Source organism: Streptococcus mitis (assembly GCF_003943905.1).
GTDB lineage: Bacteria > Bacillota > Bacilli > Lactobacillales > Streptococcaceae > Streptococcus > Streptococcus mitis_BC.
Genome location: NZ_RJNS01000003.1, coordinates 21,968 through 39,694, shown reverse-complemented (window position 1 = coordinate 39,694; position 17,727 = coordinate 21,968). Strand labels below are relative to the sequence as shown.

Below are 17,727 nucleotides of genomic sequence, written 5' to 3'. Positions count from 1 at the left end.
TAATAGAAGAATGGCAAACAAGAATACTACAAAAACAAGACGGAGACCGTCTAAAGCAGAACTCGAAAGAAAACAGGCTATTCAGAGAATGTTGATTTCCTTAGGGATTGCCTTATTGTTGATTATTGCGGCCCTCAAGCTCGGTGCGGCGGGTATCACCCTTTATAATCTCATTCGACTGGTGGTCGGAAGTCTGGCCTATGTGGCCATTGGTGCCCTCCTCATTTACCTCTTTCTATTTAAATGGCTCCGTAAGCAAGAAGGACTTCTGTCAGGATTTCTCTGTATCTTCGCTGGCTTACTCTTAATTTTTGAGGCCTATCTTGTCTGGAAATTTGGCTTGGAGCAGTCAGTTCTAAAAGGGACCTTGGCTCAAGTTATGACGGATCTTACTGGTATGCGGGTGACTAGTTTCGCTGGTGGAGGCCTGCTTGGTGTCGGACTTTATATCCCCATAGCCTTTCTTTTTTCAAATATCGGATCCTACTTTATTGGAGTCCTCTTGATTCTAGTTGGGGCTCTCCTAGTTAGTCCTTGGTCTATTTATGATGTTACAGCCTTTATTGGGGCGCAGTTCAGATCATACATGGAAAAACAGGAACAAAGAAAACAGGAACGCTTCATCAAGAGAGAAGAGGAGAAGGCACGTCAAGAAGCTGAAGAAGCAGCAAGAATTCAGAGAGAACAAGAAGAACAGGATGCGCTACCGCATCCTCCTGTAGATCCTGAAACTGGAGAAATCTTATCAGAAGTTCCAGTCTACGATGTTTCACCAATTCCTGAGGAAGAATGGATTGAACCGGAGATTATCCTTCCTCAAGCTGAATTTGAAGTTCCAGATGTGGAAGAAGACTTTGAGGATGAAGAGGTGCAGGTTGATTTTTCTGCCAAAGAAGCCCTTGAATACAAACTGCCAAGCTTGCAACTCTTTGCGCCAGATAAACCCAAAGACCAGTCCAAGGAAAAGAAGATTGTTCGAGAAAATATCAAAATCCTAGAAGAAACCTTTGCTAGCTTTGGTATCAAGGTAACGGTAGAACGGGCTGAAATTGGCCCATCAGTGACCAAGTATGAAGTCAAGCCAGCAGTGGGAGTCCGAGTTAATCGCATTTCTAACTTGGCAGATGACTTGGCACTAGCTCTGGCGGCCAAGGATGTTCGGATTGAGGCTCCAATACCTGGTAAATCCTTAGTCGGGATTGAGGTTCCAAACTCTGAGATTGCGACTGTTTCCTTCCGAGAACTATGGGAACAGTCTCAGACTAAACCAGAAAATCTCCTCGAAATTCCTCTAGGTAAGGCTGTCAATGGAACTGCTCGCACCTTTGACCTTTCCAAGATGCCCCACCTACTCGTTGCAGGTTCGACAGGATCAGGGAAATCAGTCGCAGTTAACGGTATTATCGCTAGCATTCTGATGAAAGCAAGACCCGATCAGGTCAAGTTTATGATGGTGGATCCAAAGATGGTTGAGTTATCCGTTTACAATGACATTCCTCATCTCTTGATTCCAGTTGTGACCAATCCACGCAAGGCTAGCAAGGCTTTGCAAAAGGTCGTGGATGAGATGGAAAATCGTTATGAGCTTTTTGCAAAGGTCGGTGTGCGCAATATCGCAGGCTTTAATGCTAAGGTGGAGGAATTTAACGCCCAATCTGAATACAAACAGGTTCCACTACCTTTGATTGTTGTCATTGTGGATGAGTTGGCTGACCTTATGATGGTTGCCAGCAAGGAAGTGGAAGATGCCATCATCCGTCTCGGACAGAAGGCACGTGCTGCAGGGATTCACATGATTCTTGCAACGCAGCGCCCATCGGTTGATGTCATTTCTGGTCTCATCAAGGCCAATGTCCCTTCTCGAGTGGCTTTTGCAGTTTCATCGGGAACAGATTCACGAACCATCTTGGATGAAAATGGCGCTGAAAAACTGCTTGGTCGAGGAGACATGCTCTTTAAACCAATCGATGAAAATCATCCAATCCGTCTGCAAGGATCCTTTATCTCGGATGATGATGTTGAACGTATCGTAAACTTCATCAAGGCGCAGGCTGATGCGGACTACGATGAAAGCTTTGACCCAGGAGATGTCCCAGAAAATGAGGGAGATTTCTCTGATGGTGAAGATGGTGGCGATCCGCTTTTTGAGGAAGCCAAGGCTCTGGTTATCGAGACGCAAAAAGCTAGTGCTTCTATGATTCAGCGTCGTTTGTCGGTTGGATTTAATCGTGCGACCCGTCTCATGGAAGAACTTGAAATGGCAGGTGTCATCGGCCCAGCTGAAGGAACCAAACCACGAAAAGTATTGCAACAATAAAAAAATAGCTTCTTTCCAAATATGGAAGGAAGCTATTTTAGCAGTTATTGACTGTTTTTATTTTCTGAATTCGTCGTATTTGACTGTGTTCCATTATCGCTTGTTTCTTTATTTGTAGCTGGTGTAGAAGAGTCCTGAGTTGTTGTTTTCTGTTCTTCTTTTTTCTCCTCTTTCTTGTTGGATTGAGAAGTTTCTTCTTGTTGGTTATTTTCTTTAGTGGGTGTGTTGTCCTTGTTTGGAGTAGTGTTCTCCTGAGGAGATTCCTTTTGGATTTCCTTGACAACAGTTGTTTGGGTTGTTGTAGGTTCCTTTTTGTTGTTTTTATTATTATCCATGGCGTTCATGATAGTGATAGTAGCGGTGATCAGACCAAGGATACTACCGATGGTAGCAATCGTTTTTTGAAAGACAGTAAATCCTTTTTTGATGTGTTCTGTTTTTGGTTTTGAAGTTCTACGATAGTTAGACATGATACTCTCCTTTGATTATGATTTATTATACCTCATTTCTTTAAAAAAATCTTAAAAAAAGAGAAACTTCCCTTTCTTGTCGCAGGTCTCTTTTCGTGATACAATAGAAGGAGTGATTTTAGAAAGCGTGAGAAAACATGATCTACTTTGATAATTCGGCGACAACTAAGCCTTATCCTGAAGCTCTAGATACCTATATGCAGGTTGCTTCAAAAATTGTAGGAAATCCATCTAGTCTCCATCGTTTGGGAGACCAGGCAACACGAATTTTAGATGCTTCCCGGCAACAGATTGCAGATTTGATTGGCAAGAAAAGTGATGAAATCTTCTTTACCTCTGGTGGAACAGAAGGGGATAACTGGGTCATCAAGGGTGTGGCCTTTGAAAAAGCACAGTTTGGTATGCACATCATCGTATCAGCTGTTGAACATCCAGCAGTCAAGGAGTCAGCCCTCTGGCTGAAAAGTCAAGGTTTTGAGGTGGATATTGCCCCAGTTGATGAGAAAGGATTTGTAGATGTCAAGGCTCTAGCAAGTTTGATTCGACCTGATACGACCCTCGTTTCGGTCATGGCAGTTAACAATGAAATCGGCTCTATCCAGCCTATTCAAGCCATTTCAGAACTTTTAGCTGATAAACCAACCATTTCCTTCCACATTGATGCGGTTCAGGCACTTGCTAAGATTCCGACTGAAAAATATCTGACGGATCGGGTGGATTTTGCGACCTTTTCTAGTCATAAGTTTCACGGAGTTCGAGGTGTTGGATTTATCTATATCAAGTCAGGCAAGAAAATTACGCCTCTTTTGACAGGTGGAGGTCAAGAGCGCGATTATCGTTCGACAACTGAAAATGTAGCAGGGATTGCAGCGACAGCCAAGGCCCTCCGATTGGCTATGGAAAAGCTAGACCTGTTTATATCTAAGACAAGCCAGATGAAGGCAGTCATTCGCCAAGCCCTTCTGGACTATTCAGATGTTTTCGTCTTTTCAGATGAGGAAGACTTTGCCCCCCATATCCTGACTTTTGGAATCAAAGGTGTTCGTGGTGAAGTCATCGTTCACGCCTTTGAAGACTATGATATTTTCATCTCAACGACATCTGCTTGTTCGTCCAAGGCTGGAAAACCTGCAGGTACCTTGATTGCCATGGGAGTGGACAAAGATAAGGCCCAGTCAGCTGTGCGTCTTAGCCTAGACCTTGAAAATGATATGAGTCAGGTCGAGCAATTCTTGACCAAGCTAAAATTAATTTACAATCAAACTAGAAAAGTAAGATAGGAGCATTTATGCAGTATTCAGAAATTATGATTCGCTACGGAGAGTTGTCAACCAAGGGCAAAAATCGTATGCGGTTCATCAATAAACTTCGCAATAACATTTCAGACGTTTTGTCTATCTATCCCCAAGTTAAGGTAACCGCTGATCGCGACCGTGCCCACGTTTACCTCAATGGAGCTGACTACACAGCAGTGGCAGAATCTCTCAAACAAGTCTTCGGAATTCAAAACTTTTCTCCCGTTTATAAGGTCGAAAAATCTGTTGCGACGCTTAAGGCTGCTGTCCAAGAGATTATGCAGGACATCTACAGGGAAGGCATGACCTTTAAGATTTCTAGTAAGCGTAGCGACCACAACTTTGAACTCGACAGTCGTGAACTTAACCAAACCCTTGGTGGATCTGTTTTCGACGTAATTCCTACTATTCAAGCCCAGATGAAAAATCCTGATATCACTCTTCAGGTGGAGATTCGTGAGGAAGCTGCTTATCTTTCCTATGAAACCATTCGTGGAGCAGGTGGTTTGCCAGTGGGCACTTCTGGTAAGGGCATGCTCATGTTGTCAGGAGGGATTGACTCACCTGTAGCAGGTTATCTAGCTCTTAAACGTGGGGTAGATATTGAGGCCGTTCACTTTGCCAGCCCACCATACACTAGCCCTGGAGCTCTCAAGAAGGCCCAAGATTTGACTCGTAAATTGACCAAGTTTGGTGGTAATATCCAGTTTATCGAAGTGCCTTTCACAGAGATTCAAGAGGAAATCAAGGCAAAGGCGCCAGAAGCCTACCTCATGACCTTGACCCGTCGTTTTATGATGCGAATTACCGACCGTATCCGTGAGGTACGAAATGGTTTAGTTATCATCAATGGGGAAAGTCTTGGTCAAGTAGCGAGCCAGACCTTGGAAAGCATGCAGGCTATCAACGCTGTGACCAACACTCCTATCATTCGCCCTGTGGTTACTATGGACAAGTTGGAAATCATTGACATCGCGCAGGAAATCGATACCTTTGAAATTTCTATTCAGCCTTTTGAGGACTGCTGTACTATTTTTGCGCCTGATCGTCCTAAGACCAATCCTAAGATAGAGAATGCAGAGCAGTATGAAAAACGCATGGATGTTGAAGGCTTGGTTGAGCGAGCAGTGGCTGGTATCATGATCACTGAGATTACACCTCAGGCTGAAAAAGATGCTGTCGATGAGTTAATTGACAATCTCCTCTAATCAGAAAATACAGAAGAATTCAGAAAAACAAATGAAAAAAGTTAGTTATTTATCCTTAAAATGGACATTAACTGACTTTTTTTCTATTTTTATGGTATAATGAGATAAAATTTTGAATATAGAGAGTTTTCTGACAATGAATCATTCCTACTTTTATTTAAAAATGAAAGAACATAAACTCAAGGTTCCTTATACAGGAAAAGAGCGTCGTGTGCGTGTTCTTTTGCCTAAGGACTACGAGAAAGACACAGACCGTTTTTACCCTGTTGTTTACTTTCATGACGGGCAAAATGTCTTTTACAGCAAGGAGTCCTATATCGGACACTCTTGGAAGATTATTCCAGCCATTAAGCGAAATCCTGACATCAGTCGCATGATTGTTGTTGCTATTGACAATGATGGCATGGGACGGATGAATGAGTATGCGGCTTGGAAGTTCCAAGAATCTCCTATTCCAGGCCAGCAGTTTGGCGGTAAGGGCGTGGAGTATGCTGAGTTTGTCATGGAAGTGGTCAAGCCTTTTATCGATGAAACCTATCGTACCAAAGCTGATCGCCAGCATACGGCTATGATTGGTTCTTCACTAGGAGGCAATATTACCCAGTTTATCGGACTAGAATACCAAGACCGAATTGGTTGTCTAGGTGTCTTCTCATCTGCCAACTGGCTTCACCAAGAAGCCTTTAACCGCTATATCGAGCGTAAGAAATTGTCCCCTGAACAGCGCATTTTCATCTATGTAGGAACAGAAGAAGCAGACGATACGGACAAGACCTTGATGGCTGGCAATATCAAGCAAGCCTATATCGACTCGTCGCTTCGCTATTATCATGATTTGATTGCAGGTGGAGTAGGCTTGGATAATCTTGTTTTAAAAGTTCAGTCTGGTGCTATCCATAGTGAAATACCTTGGTCGGAAAATTTACCAGACTGTCTCCGATTTTTTGCAGAGAAATGGTAAGTTAAGAAAGGAGAAAGCCAATGCATATTGAAAACCTCAGCCACTGGAGTGGCCACCTCAACCGTGAAATGTATCTCAACCGTTATGGACATGCAGGGATTCCAGTTGTTGTTTTTGCTTCATCTGGTGGCAGTCACAATGAATACTATGATTTTGGCATGATTGATGCCTGTGCTTCCTTTATCGAGGAAGGGCGTGTCCAGTTCTTCACTCTATCCAGTGTGGACAGTGAGAGCTGGTTGGCCACTTGGAAAAACGGTCACGACCAAGCAGAGATGCATCGTGCCTACGAACGTTATGTAATTGAGGAGGCCATTCCTTTTATCAAGCATAAGACAGGTTGGTTTGATGGCATGATGACGACAGGTTGCTCAATGGGCGCCTACCATGCACTTAATTTCTTCCTCCAGCATCCAGATGTCTTTACCAAGGTGATTGCTCTCAGTGGTGTTTACGACGCACGTTTCTTCGTTGGCGATTACTACAATGACGATGCTATTTACCAAAACTCGCCAGTAGATTATATCTGGAATCAAAACGACGGATGGTTTATCGATCGTTACCGTCAGGCAGAAATCGTCGTTTGTACGGGACTTGGTGCTTGGGAACAAGACGGTCTACCATCTTTCTACAAGCTCAAAGAAGCCTTTGACCAGAAACAAATTCCAGCCTGGTTTGCTGAATGGGGACACGATGTCGCCCACGACTGGGAATGGTGGCGTAAACAAATGCCCTATTTTCTTGGACACCTGTATCTATAAAAGGAGTTGCCTATGAATTACCTTGTTATTTCTCCCTACTATCCGCAAAACTTTCAACAGTTTACCATCGAGCTCGCTAATAAAGGCATCACAGTCTTGGGAATTGGTCAGGAACCTTACGAACAACTAGATGAACCTTTACGCAATAGCTTGACCGAGTATTTCCGTGTAGATAATCTTGAGAACATAGATGAAGTCAAACGTGCAGTTGCCTTTCTTTTCTACAAGCATGGTCCAATCGACCGCATCGAGTCCCACAATGAATACTGGCTTGAGCTGGACGCAGCCCTTCGTGAGCAATTTAATGTCTTTGGTGCCAAACCAGAGGATCTCAAAAAGACGAAATATAAGTCTGAGATGAAGAAACTTTTCCAAAAGGCTGGTGTCCCTGTGGTACCTGGTGCTGTTATCCAGACGGAAGCAGATGTGGATAAAGCTGTGAACGAAATCGGTCTACCAATGATTGCCAAACCTGATAACGGAGTGGGAGCGGCAGCCACCTTTAAGCTTGAGACAGAAGAAGATGTAAATCACTTTAAGGCTGAATGGGACCATTCAACCGTGTATTTCTTTGAAAAATTTGTCACTTCTAGCGAAATCTGTACCTTTGACGGGCTTGTGGACAGAGATGGCAACATTGTCTTTTCAACGACTTTCGATTATGCCCATACACCACTTGATCTCATGATTTATAAGATGGACAATTCCTACTATGTGCTCAAGGATATGGATCCCAAACTGCGCAAGTATGGCGAGGCCATTGTCAAGGAATTTGGAATGAGAGAACGCTTTTTCCATATCGAGTTTTTCCGCGACGGGGACGACTACATTGCCATTGAGTACAATAACCGTCCTGCAGGTGGCTTTACCATTGATGTTTATAACTTTGCTCACTCTTTGGACCTCTACCGAGGTTATGCGGCTATTGTCGCGGGTGAAGAGTTCCCTACATCAGAGTTTGAGCCCCAGTATTGTTTGGCTACATCACGTCGTGCCAATGCTAACTATGTTTATTCAGAAGAGGACTTGCTTGCCAAATACAGTCAGCAATTCAAGGTCAAGAAAATCATGCCAGCAGCCTTTGCAGAGCTACAAGGTGACTACCTTTATATGCTGACTACTCCGAGTCGCCAAGAGATGGAGCAGATGATTGCAGATTTTGGTCAGCGTCAAGAGTAACGAAAAGGATGAAAGGAGTTTGACTTCTTTTGTCCTTTTCTTAAAGATAAGTTAAATAAAGCGTTTTCCAGAGATTCTTTTAGAAAATCGGTTGCGAAAAGGCCTAAAAATTGATAGAATAAGGATTGTCTAAAAAAATTTAAGGAGAATCTATCAAATGGATTTTACATGGGCTATTAAATATGCCACAGAATTCTTGGGAACTGCTATTTTGATCATTCTTGGTAATGGTGCAGTTGCTAACGTTGAACTTAAAGGTACGAAAGGTCACCAAAGTGGCTGGCTCGTTATCGCTGTTGGTTATGGTATGGGGGTTATGATCCCAGCCTTGATGTTCGGTAACGTTTCTGGTAACCACATCAACCCAGCTTTCACTCTTGGACTTGCTGTTAGCGGACTTTTCTCTTGGGATCAAGTACCATTTTACATTCTTGCGCAAGTTTTAGGAGCAATTTTTGGTCAAGCTTTGGTTGTAGCGACTCACCGTCCATACTACTTGAAAACAGAAAACCCTAACAATATCTTGGGTACCTTCTCAACGATTTCAAGCATCGACCACGGTACAAAAGAATCACGTTTCGCAGCTACTGTTAACGGCTTCCTCAATGAGTTTGTAGGTTCATTTGTTCTCTTCTTTGCAGCACTTGGTTTGACAAAATTGCATTTTGGAGCTGAACTAAAAGCTGTAGCAGAATCTACTGTTCAACAACAGGTGCAGCAAGCTACATTAGCAGGCCAACAAATTGCAGAATCAGATGTAAAAAATGCTGTCCACAATATTTTTGCACAAGCTACAAACGGTTCTTCTGCTGTAGCTCACTTGGCACTTGGATTCCTTGTTATGGCCTTGGTAACTTCACTTGGTGGACCTACTGGACCTGGTTTGAACCCGGCTCGTGACTTCGGACCACGTCTTCTTCACGAACTCCTTCCAAAATCAGTTCTTGGTCAACACAAGGGTGATTCAAAATGGTGGTATGCATGGGTTCCAGTTGTAGCACCAATCGCAGCTGGTATTGCAGCAGTAGCAGTCTTTAAACTACTTTACCTATAATAAAATGAAACTGGGAAATCCCAGTTTTTTTGTCGAAAATTTTTGTAAAAAATTCTAGAATTTAAGTGGAATAGCTTGTAAAAAATTCCAAAATCCTTTAAAATAAAAGAGTTGGAGGAATTTATGAATGTGAATGAGATTGTTCGGATCGTTCCGACTTTGAAAGTTAATAATCGAAAATTAAATGAAAAATTTTACATTGAAACCTTGAGGATGAAACCTTTGCTGGAAGAGTCTGCCTTTCTTTCCTTAGGTGATCAGACAGGTACGGAGAGATTGATTTTAGAAGAGGCTCCAAGCATGCGAACACGCAGAGTTGAAGGACTTAAGAAGCTAGCTAGACTCTTGATAAAGGTTGAAAATCCTTCTGAAATCGAGGCCCTTCTTTCTCAAATGAAGTCTCTTCCTCGTCTGTTTAAAGGAAACCGAGGGTATGCTTTTGAGATTGTTTCTCCTGAAGAGGATGTGATCCTTGTTCATGCGGAAAATGATATAAGAGACTTGGTTCCACTGGAAACTGTTCCTGAATTTTATTCAAATACAAGTATAAAATACGTGAGCCAATTTGAGGTTTCTATGGAGTTACGTTTACCTGAAGGGGCAGAGAGTTTACTTGATCCTGAAGGAGTAGCGCCAGCAATTATCTTTACTAAAGGGCAAGGTCCAGATTTGACTGTTGAAAACAATGTTACCTGGGACTTGTCTATGCTGAAATTTTTAGTAAAGAATTTTGATTTAACCAGTCTTCGTCATAAATTCGAAAAGACAGGCTATTTTGTTCCCAAGTCTGAAAAATTCTTCCTTGGTAAAGATACCAATAATATCGAATTGTGGTTTGAAGAAGCATGAAGTTGGAAAAAATTCTAAGAAAAATAGAAGATCAAATTGAGGCAGGGGTCTATCCCGGGGCCTCTTTTGCGTATTATAAGGATGGTGAATGGAAAGAGTCTTATCTGGGCTTGAGTGATCCAGAACGGGGCTTGAAAACAGAGTCCGGGCTAGTCTATGACCTAGCCAGTGTGAGTAAGGTTGTGGGAGTAGGGACGGTTCTTACCTTCTTGTGGCAGCAGGGCATATTAGATATTGACCGACCAGTGACGGATTTTCTGCCTGAGTGTGATTACCCAGATATCACTATCCGTAAACTTCTGACCCATGCTACAGACTTAGATCCCTTTATTCCCAATCGGGATCTCTTGACAGCTCCTGAATTAAAAGAAGCCATGTTTCACCTCAACAGACGAAATCAGTCTGCTTTTCTATACTCGGATGTTCACTTTTTACTCTTGGGCTTTCTTTTGGAAAAAATCTTTGAACAAGACTTGGATCAGATTATAGAAGAACAAGTTTTGAACCCATGGGGAATGACGGAAACCAAGTTTGGCCCCGTAGAGCATGCTGTACCAACAGTGAGAGGAGTGGAAGCCGGAAACATCCACGATCCCAAAGCTCGTCTTTTGGGCAAACACGCAGGAAGTGCAGGTTTGTTTTCAACTGTTAAGGATTTGCAAATCTTTCTGGAACATTACTTGAAAGATGATTTTGCTGCAGATTTGATCCGCAATTTTTCACCCTTAGATGATAAGGAGCGGTCCCTAGCCTGGAATTTGGAGGGGGCTTGGCTAGACCATACAGGCTATACAGGTACCTTCATCATGTGGAATCGAGATAAACAGGAAGCCGCTATCTTTTTATCCAATCGAACGTATGAGAAGGATGAGCGTGCTCAGTGGATAATCGATCGAAACCAAGTCATGGATATGATTCGTAGGGGAGAGTAGGGAGAAAGCATGTCAAAAACCGTAAAAGGAACGCTATTCACAGTAGTTGCAGGGATTGCTTGGGGCTTGTCTGGAACCAGTGGCCAATACCTGATGGCACATGGGATTTCCGCTCTAGTCTTGACTAATTTGCGACTCATCATAGCAGGATTGGCACTGGTATTCTTATCCTATGCGACTGCAAAGGATAAACTCCTTTCTTTTTTAAAAGATAAAAAAAGTCTACTACTTCTGTTGCTATTTGCAGTTTTCGGACTTTTCTTAAACCAGTTTGCCTATCTTTCTGCCATTCAGGAAACCAATGCTGGAACGGCTACGGTTCTCCAGTATGTATGTCCTGTTGGAATCTTGATTTATACTTGTATCAAGGATAGGGTGGCACCAACACTGGCTGAGATTGTTTCGATTGTTTTAGCAATCGGAGGGACTTTTTTTATCGCGACTCATGGGGAACTTGACCAGTTGTCTGTCACACCTGCTGGTCTTTTCTGGGGACTCTTTTCTGCCTTGACCTATGCCCTTTATATCATTCTTCCTATTACTTTGATTAAGAAATGGGGAAGCATGTTGGTGATTGGTGTGGGCATGGTTATTTCTGGTGTTGTGGCTCTTCCCTTCACAGGAGTTTTGCAGGCTAGCATACCGACCAGCTTGGATTTTCTCTTTGCATTTGCTGGCATTATCATCATCGGAACAGTCTTCGCCTACACCGCTTTTCTAAAAGGAGCTAGTCTGATAGGACCAGTTAAGTCTAGTTTATTGGCTTCCATAGAGCCAATTTCAGCCGTTTTCTTTGCCTTTCTGATTATGAAGGAGCAATTCTACGCGATTGATTTTGTTGGTATGGCCATGATTTTACTTGCGGTAACCATCATTTCTTTGAAAGATTTGTTGATAGAAAACAAACAGAAGGTTGAATGAGAAACTAGTTACTCGTAAAAAGTGGTTGGTTTGAATATCCTATCGAAATATTGATTACGGATAAGGAATGGGAGTGGAATTTTATAAAATTTTAAGTTTCTTTTCTTACAATAAACCAATCTTTAACTGCTAGAAGGAGGAGATATGAAAATTTTACAAAGCATTCACCCAACTAAGCCCTTGCGCTACTTGAGATGGTTTGACATTTTGATTATCACAGTTCTAATGTTTGGCCTGTTTATCATTCGTTCAGCGGAGCTCTTTTTATCAAGTATGTTTCCGACAGGTTTGTCAACTACAATGGATACGGCAAGTAATACTGTCGGCGAAGGAGCAGCCTATTCGAGCAACTTCACTCTGCAAGTGATATTTCTGACCTTGGCCTTGCTTTACCTTTTGATTCGGAATTATGATTTCAATCAGCTTCCTATTCGTTGGACCTGGTCCCTTCTCTTTTGGGTTCCATTTATATTTGCCATTGTGGGATTGTTTGGAGACTTGGTGACGACACTAACTGGTGAATACAATTACTTTAATCCAGCCCTTTTTGCCCACATAGATCCCATGGAAGTTATACGGAAGTTCCTAGCGCTTAGTCCGATGGCAATTGCCTATGCCTTGCTAAATGGCTTCTATGAAGAGTTTTTCTTTCTAGGGTTGTTGACCTCAGTGAAAGAAAAGCACAAGTGGCGGGTTTTGTTTTATTCTACCCTCATTCGGATTTCTTTTCACACTTATCAAGGATTGGTGTGGGCACTGGTTATTGGTGTAGTTTATGGTTTATTTTATTATTTTCTATACAAGTATAAGGTTAAAAATCTTTTGCCATTTTTCCTCATGCATGCTCTGGCAGACATGTTTGGGTCTAGTCTCATGTATCTCCTGATTGCTTGGGGAAGGTAAGAATCAGAAAAATCCACTCAACTGAGTGGATTTTGTGTGTATAGATGATTAGTCTTTATTTTCGTGTGGCAAAATCAAGTTTAAGATGATTCCTGTCATGGCTGATAGAGCAGTACCTGAAAGCGTAACTGGTCCTACTTTGAGGATGGCACCACCAAGTCCGAGTACCAACATAGCACTAGCAATGATGAGGTTACGCATTTGACTGAAGTCAACGCGTTCTTTGATCAAGACTTTCAAACCGTTGCTGGCGATAACCCCGTAGAGAAGGATGGACATACCACCAAGCACAGCATTTGGAATAGTTGAAATCAAGGCAGTAAATTTACCTAGGAAGCTGAGCGCGATTGCGATAAAGGCTGCGTTACGGATAACTGAGACAGAAGCGATACGGGTCATCCCGATAACCCCTGTATTTTCACCGTAAGTCGTATTAGCTGGCCCACCGAGGAAGGCAGATACAGATGTTGCGATACCGTCACCGAGAAGTGTACGGTGAAGACCTGGCTCTTTCAAGAATTGACGGCCACAGATTTGGCTTAGAACGGTATGGTCACCGATGTGTTCTGAAATGGTTACGATAGCGATTGGCAAGATAGCGATTGTTTCAGGACCAAAGTAGAGGTTGTACTCTTTAAAGGCTCCGCCTGTACTAAATGGTAAGTAGAAACCAGGGATTTCAAACCAGTTAGCTTCTAGGACTGGTGTAAAGTCAACCAAACCAAGCATCATAGCGAAGATATAACCACCGATAATGGCAAAGAGGAAAGGAATGATTCGTAGGAAGCCTTTTCCTTTAGTATTGATAAAGGCAGCAATCAAGAAAGTAACAACTGCTACAAGAGCATTTTTCCAATTTCCGTCCGCTACAAGTCCAGCGTTAGTAACTGCTGAACCTGCAAGTCCGAGACCGATAACGATGATCATAGGACCGATAATGATTGGTGGCAAGAGTTTATCAATCCATTTTGTACCTGCAAAACGAACACCAGCAGCAACAAGGACGTAGACCAAACCAGTCAAGATCACTCCTGTTTGGGCAGCAGATACATCCCCACCCATCTCTTTCATAGCAAGGGACATGGCTGTGATAAAGGCGAAGGATGATCCGAGATAGACTGGAACTTTAAAGCCAGTTGAAACCATATAAATCAAGGTTCCAACACCAGATGCAAAGAGGGCAACGGATACAGGCATTCCCAAAATCAATGGTACCAAAATGGTAGCACCAAACATGGCAAACACGTGCTGGAAGCTAAGGAGGATACCTTTCCCAGCAGAAGGACGTTGATCAACATCTAGTAACAAATCAACAGTTGATTCTTGTTTCATATAAACCTCACTTTTGGGCATCAAAAAAGAGCCCATTATTTTACAGCAACAGGCTCTCAGAGTAAGACTTCTTTAAAGAGAGGGGTATCTCATTAAAGAATTTCATATATTTCTGCGTCTTTGTCACCTCACGGGATGACATTAAAAACCTTTGCTTAGGATAGTATAGCAGAAAAAATTCGTTTTGTAAACGAATTTTTCCCGAGTCTAGAAATAAAAGAGCGAGGCAGATTTTGTAAATCATTTTTTCCCGAGCCTAAAAATGTAAGAGCGAGGAATGATTTTGTAAATCATTTTTACTCAACTTTAAACAAGGGCGCGCTATTGATAGGATTAAAGCGGGCGTTTGTTGGGCATGCCAGCCTTTCTTGGGTACTTGTTAGGTGTTTCCTTTTTCTTTTCTACCACAGTGATATAACGGGGATCTCCATTTGGAAGGGCGTAGCTGAGGTTGTTTTCGACTTTGCTAAAAAGGAGATTGAGAGCATTCTTGGCTTCTAGCAATTCCTCAGGAGCATTGCTGGCCTTGAGCGCCAATAGTTTTCCACCAACTTTAAGGTAAGGAATGGTCAGTTCGGACAAGATCTGCATGCGAGCAACTGCACGAGCCGTCACCATATCAAACTGGGCACGGAAGTTCTTGTCTTGGGCAAAATCTTCTGCACGCCCATGGTAGAAGTGAACACCATCCAAATCCAACTCCTGAGCCAAAAGCTGAAGGAAGTTGATGCGCTTATTGAGCGAATCAATGATGGTCACATCTAACTGAGGATAGAGGATTTTCATAGGAAGACTAGGAAATCCTGCCCCAGCCCCGATATCAAGAAGTTTGATAGTTTCATTGGGAATTAAGTTTTGCAGAATAGGCGCAATAGAATCATAAAAGTGTTTAAGGTAGACTTCTTCTTTATCCGTAATAGCGGTCAGGTTAATCTTTTCATTCCACTCGACCAAGAGCTCAAAATAGCGTTCAAATTGGTTCTTTTGCTGGTCAGAAAGTGGAAGATTTTGCTCAGCTAGTAGGCTGTAAAATGTTTCTGGTTTCATAGTAGTTTCCTTCTCTAGTATCATCTTATTTTACCATATTCATTAAAATTTTGATATACTGGTATTAATCTAAAAGCAGAAAGGAATAAGATTATGATTTGGATTATTCTTGGAGTTTTGGCTCTGATTGTTATTTTTGTGATTGTTAGCTATAACGGTTTGGTTAAAAATCGTATGCAGACCAAGGAGGCATGGAGCCAGATCGATGTTCAGTTGAAGCGTCGTAATGATCTCCTCCCAAACTTGATTGAAACAGTCAAAGGCTATGCCAAATATGAAAGTTCTACCTTGGAAAAAGTGACAGAACTTCGTAGACAAGTAGCCACAGCAACCTCGCCAGCTGAAGCTATGAAGGCCAGTGATGCCCTTACCCGCCAGATTTCTGGTATCTTTGCAGTAGCAGAGAATTACCCAGACTTGAAAGCTAGCGCTAACTTTATCAAATTGCAAGAAGAGTTGACCAATACAGAAAATAAAATTTCTTATTCACGCCAACTCTACAACAGTGTTGTCAGCAACTACAATGTAAAATTAGAAACCTTCCCAAGTAACATCATCGCAGGACTATTTGGCTTTAAAGCTGCAGACTTCCTTCAAACACCTGAAGAGGAAAAGGCAGTTCCTAAAGTTGACTTTAGCGGTTTAGGTGACTAAGATGTTGTTTGATCAAATTGCGAGCAATAAGCGAAGAACCTGGATTTTATTACTGGTTTTCTTCCTACTCTTGGCCTTGGTTGGTTATGCGGTTGGCTATCTCTTTATGCGTTCAGGTCTTGGGGGCATGATAATTGCCTTGATTATTGGTTTTATCTACGCTCTGACTATGATCTTTCAATCGACAGAGATTGTCATGTCTATGAATGGAGCGCGTGAGGTTGATGAGCAAACGGCACCAGACCTCTACCATGTAGTGGAAGATATGGCTATGGTCGCTCAGATTCCCATGCCACGTGTTTTCATCATTGAGGATTCTTCTTTAAATGCCTTCGCAACAGGTTCTAACCCGCAGAATGCGGCAGTTGCGGCCACTTCGGGTCTCCTAGCCATCATGAACCGTGAGGAGCTAGAAGCGGTCATGGGTCATGAAGTCAGTCACATTCGGAATTACGATATCCGCATTTCGACCATTGCTGTCGCCCTTGCCAGTGCCATTACCCTTCTGTCTAGTATGGCAGGACGGATGATGTGGTGGGGTGGCGCAGGTCGCAGACGGAGTGATAATGATCGCGATGGAAATGGTTTGGAGATTATCATGCTTGTTATCTCTCTCTTAGCCATTGTTCTAGCACCTCTCGCAGCAACTTTGGTGCAACTTGCCATTTCCCGTCAGCGAGAATTTCTGGCGGATGCCTCCAGTGTGGAGCTGACCCGCAATCCTCAAGGGATGATCAATGCCTTGCGCAAGTTGGAGAATAGCGAGCCGATGCATCACCATGTTGACGATGCCAGCAGCGCTCTTTATATCAATGATCCTAAGAAAGGTGGCGGACTTCAAAAACTCTTTTATACCCATCCACCTATCTCAGAACGAATCGAACGCTTGAAACAGATGTAAAAAGAATCCAGAGAAATCTCTCTGGATTCTTTTGCTTTTAGTATCTCGCTTTTAACTTGTTATCTCACCAAAAAATAGTATAATATATGTAATTCTATATAATTGAGGTGAATGATGTATAAGCGTTGGATGACGTTTTTCTTGATTTTGATTTTTCTGCCAATTCATTTGAGTATAGCAGAGAAAATCATGCGAACAAATTCATTAACGCTATCAATTCTTTTTACACTTGTTGAACTTGCATTATTTTTATATGTAGGAAAAAAGTATGACTTGTTTCACATTCGGAAAATCTGCCTAAAAGATATTTTAAAATGTTTTCTTTCATACGCCTTGCTTTTCCTATTTTATATTTTGGTCAATTTTTTAGGCCCTACCCAATCAGACACAACTCAAGCTGTGCAAAGTTTATCACTTTCATGGTCTGTACTTTTTGTGAATCTCTGTGTTTTGGCACCTGTCACGGAAGAAATCTTTATGCGAGGTATGTTACAGGGGATAGTATTTAAGAATACATATTTTGGCTTATTTTCCACATCGCTTCTTTTTGCTTATCTGCATGGTCCCTATACTATTCCTAGCTTTATCACCTATTTAGGTATGGGATTTGCATTTGGGGTAAGGTATAAGACTTCCGATAACCTATGGAATTCCATTCTTTTGCATGTCCTCAATAATCTGGTTGCGTTTTGCTTTTTGTATATGAGATAATGCTGCATTAGAATGCTTTGAGCTGTAAAATAGTAAAAAAGATTTTTAGCTTATACAATCTAAACAAAATTCAGAGCATAATCTGTCACGTCGATGATACCAGCAGCGTTCTTTATATCAATGATCCTAAGAAAGGTTAGGGGCTACAAAAACTCTTTTATACCCACCCACCTATCTCAGAAAGAATCGAACGCTTGAAACAAATGTAAACAAAATCCAGAGGTCGGCTCTG

17 protein-coding genes and 1 pseudogene are annotated in these 17,727 nt (G+C 42.2%); 15 read left to right on the top strand and 3 right to left on the bottom strand.

Features of this window, described 5'->3' with window-relative positions; all coding sequences use genetic code 11:
* Positions 1-10: 10 nt before the first annotated feature.
* Positions 11-2,317 (top strand): DNA translocase FtsK, encoded by a 2,307-nt coding sequence (locus D8854_RS06090; RefSeq protein WP_125450214.1) that lies wholly within the window; start codon positions 11-13, stop codon positions 2,315-2,317.
* Between the two features lie 44 nt (positions 2,318-2,361).
* Here D8854_RS06090 and D8854_RS06085 read toward each other — a convergent pair whose 3' ends face one another.
* A complete protein-coding gene (locus D8854_RS06085; RefSeq protein WP_125450213.1) occupies positions 2,362-2,787 on the bottom strand; it encodes a DUF6556 family protein in 426 nt (141 codons plus the stop codon).
* A gap of 137 nt (positions 2,788-2,924) precedes the next feature.
* Here D8854_RS06085 and D8854_RS06080 point away from each other — a divergent pair, with 137 nt between their 5' ends.
* From D8854_RS06080 to D8854_RS06035, 10 genes are all read left to right on the top strand, one after another.
* On the top strand, positions 2,925-4,067 hold the full coding sequence (locus D8854_RS06080) for a cysteine desulfurase family protein (protein ID WP_125450212.1): 1,143 nt from the start codon (positions 2,925-2,927) through the stop codon (positions 4,065-4,067).
* An 8-nt stretch (positions 4,068-4,075) separates the two neighbouring features.
* Positions 4,076-5,290 (top strand): tRNA uracil 4-sulfurtransferase ThiI, encoded by a 1,215-nt coding sequence (gene thiI / locus D8854_RS06075; protein WP_125450211.1) that lies wholly within the window; start codon positions 4,076-4,078, stop codon positions 5,288-5,290.
* Positions 5,291-5,426: 136 nt separating this feature from the next.
* On the top strand, positions 5,427-6,251 hold the full coding sequence (locus D8854_RS06070; RefSeq protein ID WP_042767727.1) for an alpha/beta hydrolase: 825 nt from the start codon (positions 5,427-5,429) through the stop codon (positions 6,249-6,251).
* 20 nt (positions 6,252-6,271) lie between these two features.
* Positions 6,272-7,012: an esterase family protein gene (locus D8854_RS06065; RefSeq protein ID WP_042902431.1), complete on the top strand. Its 741-nt coding sequence runs from the start codon at positions 6,272-6,274 to the stop codon at positions 7,010-7,012.
* 12 nt (positions 7,013-7,024) lie between these two features.
* Entirely contained in the window at positions 7,025-8,191 is a 1,167-nt protein-coding gene (locus D8854_RS06060) for an ATP-grasp domain-containing protein (protein ID WP_125450210.1), read from the top strand.
* Positions 8,192-8,348: 157 nt separating this feature from the next.
* Positions 8,349-9,245, top strand: coding sequence for an aquaglyceroporin Gla (gla, locus tag D8854_RS06055; protein ID WP_000348108.1), 897 nt, complete (start codon positions 8,349-8,351; stop codon positions 9,243-9,245).
* Positions 9,246-9,368: 123 nt separating this feature from the next.
* The gene (locus D8854_RS06050; protein WP_125450209.1) at positions 9,369-10,094 is read left to right on the top strand and encodes a CppA N-terminal domain-containing protein; all 726 of its coding nucleotides are present in this window, start codon (positions 9,369-9,371) and stop codon (positions 10,092-10,094) included.
* Positions 10,091-11,026 (top strand): serine hydrolase domain-containing protein, encoded by a 936-nt coding sequence (locus tag D8854_RS06045; RefSeq protein ID WP_125450208.1) that lies wholly within the window; start codon positions 10,091-10,093, stop codon positions 11,024-11,026. The genes D8854_RS06050 and D8854_RS06045 overlap by 4 nt, the downstream gene beginning before the upstream one ends.
* 9 nt (positions 11,027-11,035) lie before the next feature.
* Positions 11,036-11,947 carry a DMT family transporter gene (locus tag D8854_RS06040; protein WP_125450207.1) on the top strand — a complete coding sequence of 304 codons (912 nt, stop codon included), beginning with the start codon at positions 11,036-11,038 and terminating at the stop codon, positions 11,945-11,947.
* 144 nt (positions 11,948-12,091) lie between these two features.
* Positions 12,092-12,850: a CPBP family intramembrane glutamic endopeptidase gene (locus D8854_RS06035; RefSeq protein WP_125450206.1), complete on the top strand. Its 759-nt coding sequence runs from the start codon at positions 12,092-12,094 to the stop codon at positions 12,848-12,850.
* Positions 12,851-12,898: 48 nt separating this feature from the next.
* Here the strand turns inward: D8854_RS06035 and D8854_RS06030 are convergent, their stop codons facing one another.
* Positions 12,899-14,182 carry a uracil-xanthine permease family protein gene (locus D8854_RS06030; protein ID WP_185768072.1) on the bottom strand — a complete coding sequence of 428 codons (1,284 nt, stop codon included), beginning with the start codon at positions 14,180-14,182 and terminating at the stop codon, positions 12,899-12,901.
* Positions 14,183-14,515: 333 nt separating this feature from the next.
* Complete coding sequence (gene rsmG / locus D8854_RS06025) at positions 14,516-15,229, bottom strand: 16S rRNA (guanine(527)-N(7))-methyltransferase RsmG (RefSeq protein WP_125450204.1); 714 nt, start codon at positions 15,227-15,229, stop codon at positions 14,516-14,518.
* A gap of 93 nt (positions 15,230-15,322) precedes the next feature.
* On the opposite strand from rsmG, the gene D8854_RS06020 reads away from it, so the two are divergent.
* The 4 genes and pseudogenes from D8854_RS06020 to D8854_RS06005 form a co-directional block, all read left to right on the top strand.
* Complete coding sequence (locus tag D8854_RS06020) at positions 15,323-15,883, top strand: LemA family protein (protein WP_125450203.1); 561 nt, start codon at positions 15,323-15,325, stop codon at positions 15,881-15,883.
* A 1-nt stretch (position 15,884) separates the two neighbouring features.
* Positions 15,885-16,784 carry a zinc metalloprotease HtpX gene (gene htpX / locus D8854_RS06015; RefSeq protein WP_125450202.1) on the top strand — a complete coding sequence of 300 codons (900 nt, stop codon included), beginning with the start codon at positions 15,885-15,887 and terminating at the stop codon, positions 16,782-16,784.
* Between the two features lie 114 nt (positions 16,785-16,898).
* Positions 16,899-17,495, top strand: coding sequence for a CPBP family intramembrane glutamic endopeptidase (locus D8854_RS06010; protein ID WP_125450358.1), 597 nt, complete (start codon positions 16,899-16,901; stop codon positions 17,493-17,495).
* 83 nt (positions 17,496-17,578) lie between these two features.
* A pseudogene (locus tag D8854_RS06005) lies at positions 17,579-17,704 on the top strand (zinc metalloprotease HtpX); the annotation flags it as partial.
* Positions 17,705-17,727 lie beyond the last annotated feature (23 nt).

Coding starts and splice junctions, on each gene's coding strand:
- D8854_RS06030 (WP_185768072.1), bottom strand. CDS start 14,182: ATGAAACAAGAATCAACTGTTGATTTGTTACTAGATGTTGATCAACGT.
- rsmG (WP_125450204.1), bottom strand. CDS start 15,229: ATGAAACCAGAAACATTTTACAGCCTACTAGCTGAGCAAAATCTTCCA.
- D8854_RS06010 (WP_125450358.1), top strand. CDS start 16,899: ATGTATAAGCGTTGGATGACGTTTTTCTTGATTTTGATTTTTCTGCCA.
- D8854_RS06035 (WP_125450206.1), top strand. CDS start 12,092: ATGAAAATTTTACAAAGCATTCACCCAACTAAGCCCTTGCGCTACTTG.
- D8854_RS06040 (WP_125450207.1), top strand. CDS start 11,036: ATGTCAAAAACCGTAAAAGGAACGCTATTCACAGTAGTTGCAGGGATT.
- D8854_RS06020 (WP_125450203.1), top strand. CDS start 15,323: ATGATTTGGATTATTCTTGGAGTTTTGGCTCTGATTGTTATTTTTGTG.
- D8854_RS06065 (WP_042902431.1), top strand. CDS start 6,272: ATGCATATTGAAAACCTCAGCCACTGGAGTGGCCACCTCAACCGTGAA.
- D8854_RS06045 (WP_125450208.1), top strand. CDS start 10,091: ATGAAGTTGGAAAAAATTCTAAGAAAAATAGAAGATCAAATTGAGGCA.
- gla (WP_000348108.1), top strand. CDS start 8,349: ATGGATTTTACATGGGCTATTAAATATGCCACAGAATTCTTGGGAACT.
- htpX (WP_125450202.1), top strand. CDS start 15,885: ATGTTGTTTGATCAAATTGCGAGCAATAAGCGAAGAACCTGGATTTTA.
- thiI (WP_125450211.1), top strand. CDS start 4,076: ATGCAGTATTCAGAAATTATGATTCGCTACGGAGAGTTGTCAACCAAG.
- D8854_RS06060 (WP_125450210.1), top strand. CDS start 7,025: ATGAATTACCTTGTTATTTCTCCCTACTATCCGCAAAACTTTCAACAG.
- D8854_RS06070 (WP_042767727.1), top strand. CDS start 5,427: ATGAATCATTCCTACTTTTATTTAAAAATGAAAGAACATAAACTCAAG.
- D8854_RS06050 (WP_125450209.1), top strand. CDS start 9,369: ATGAATGTGAATGAGATTGTTCGGATCGTTCCGACTTTGAAAGTTAAT.
- D8854_RS06080 (WP_125450212.1), top strand. CDS start 2,925: ATGATCTACTTTGATAATTCGGCGACAACTAAGCCTTATCCTGAAGCT.
- D8854_RS06090 (WP_125450214.1), top strand. CDS start 11: ATGGCAAACAAGAATACTACAAAAACAAGACGGAGACCGTCTAAAGCA.
- D8854_RS06085 (WP_125450213.1), bottom strand. CDS start 2,787: ATGTCTAACTATCGTAGAACTTCAAAACCAAAAACAGAACACATCAAA.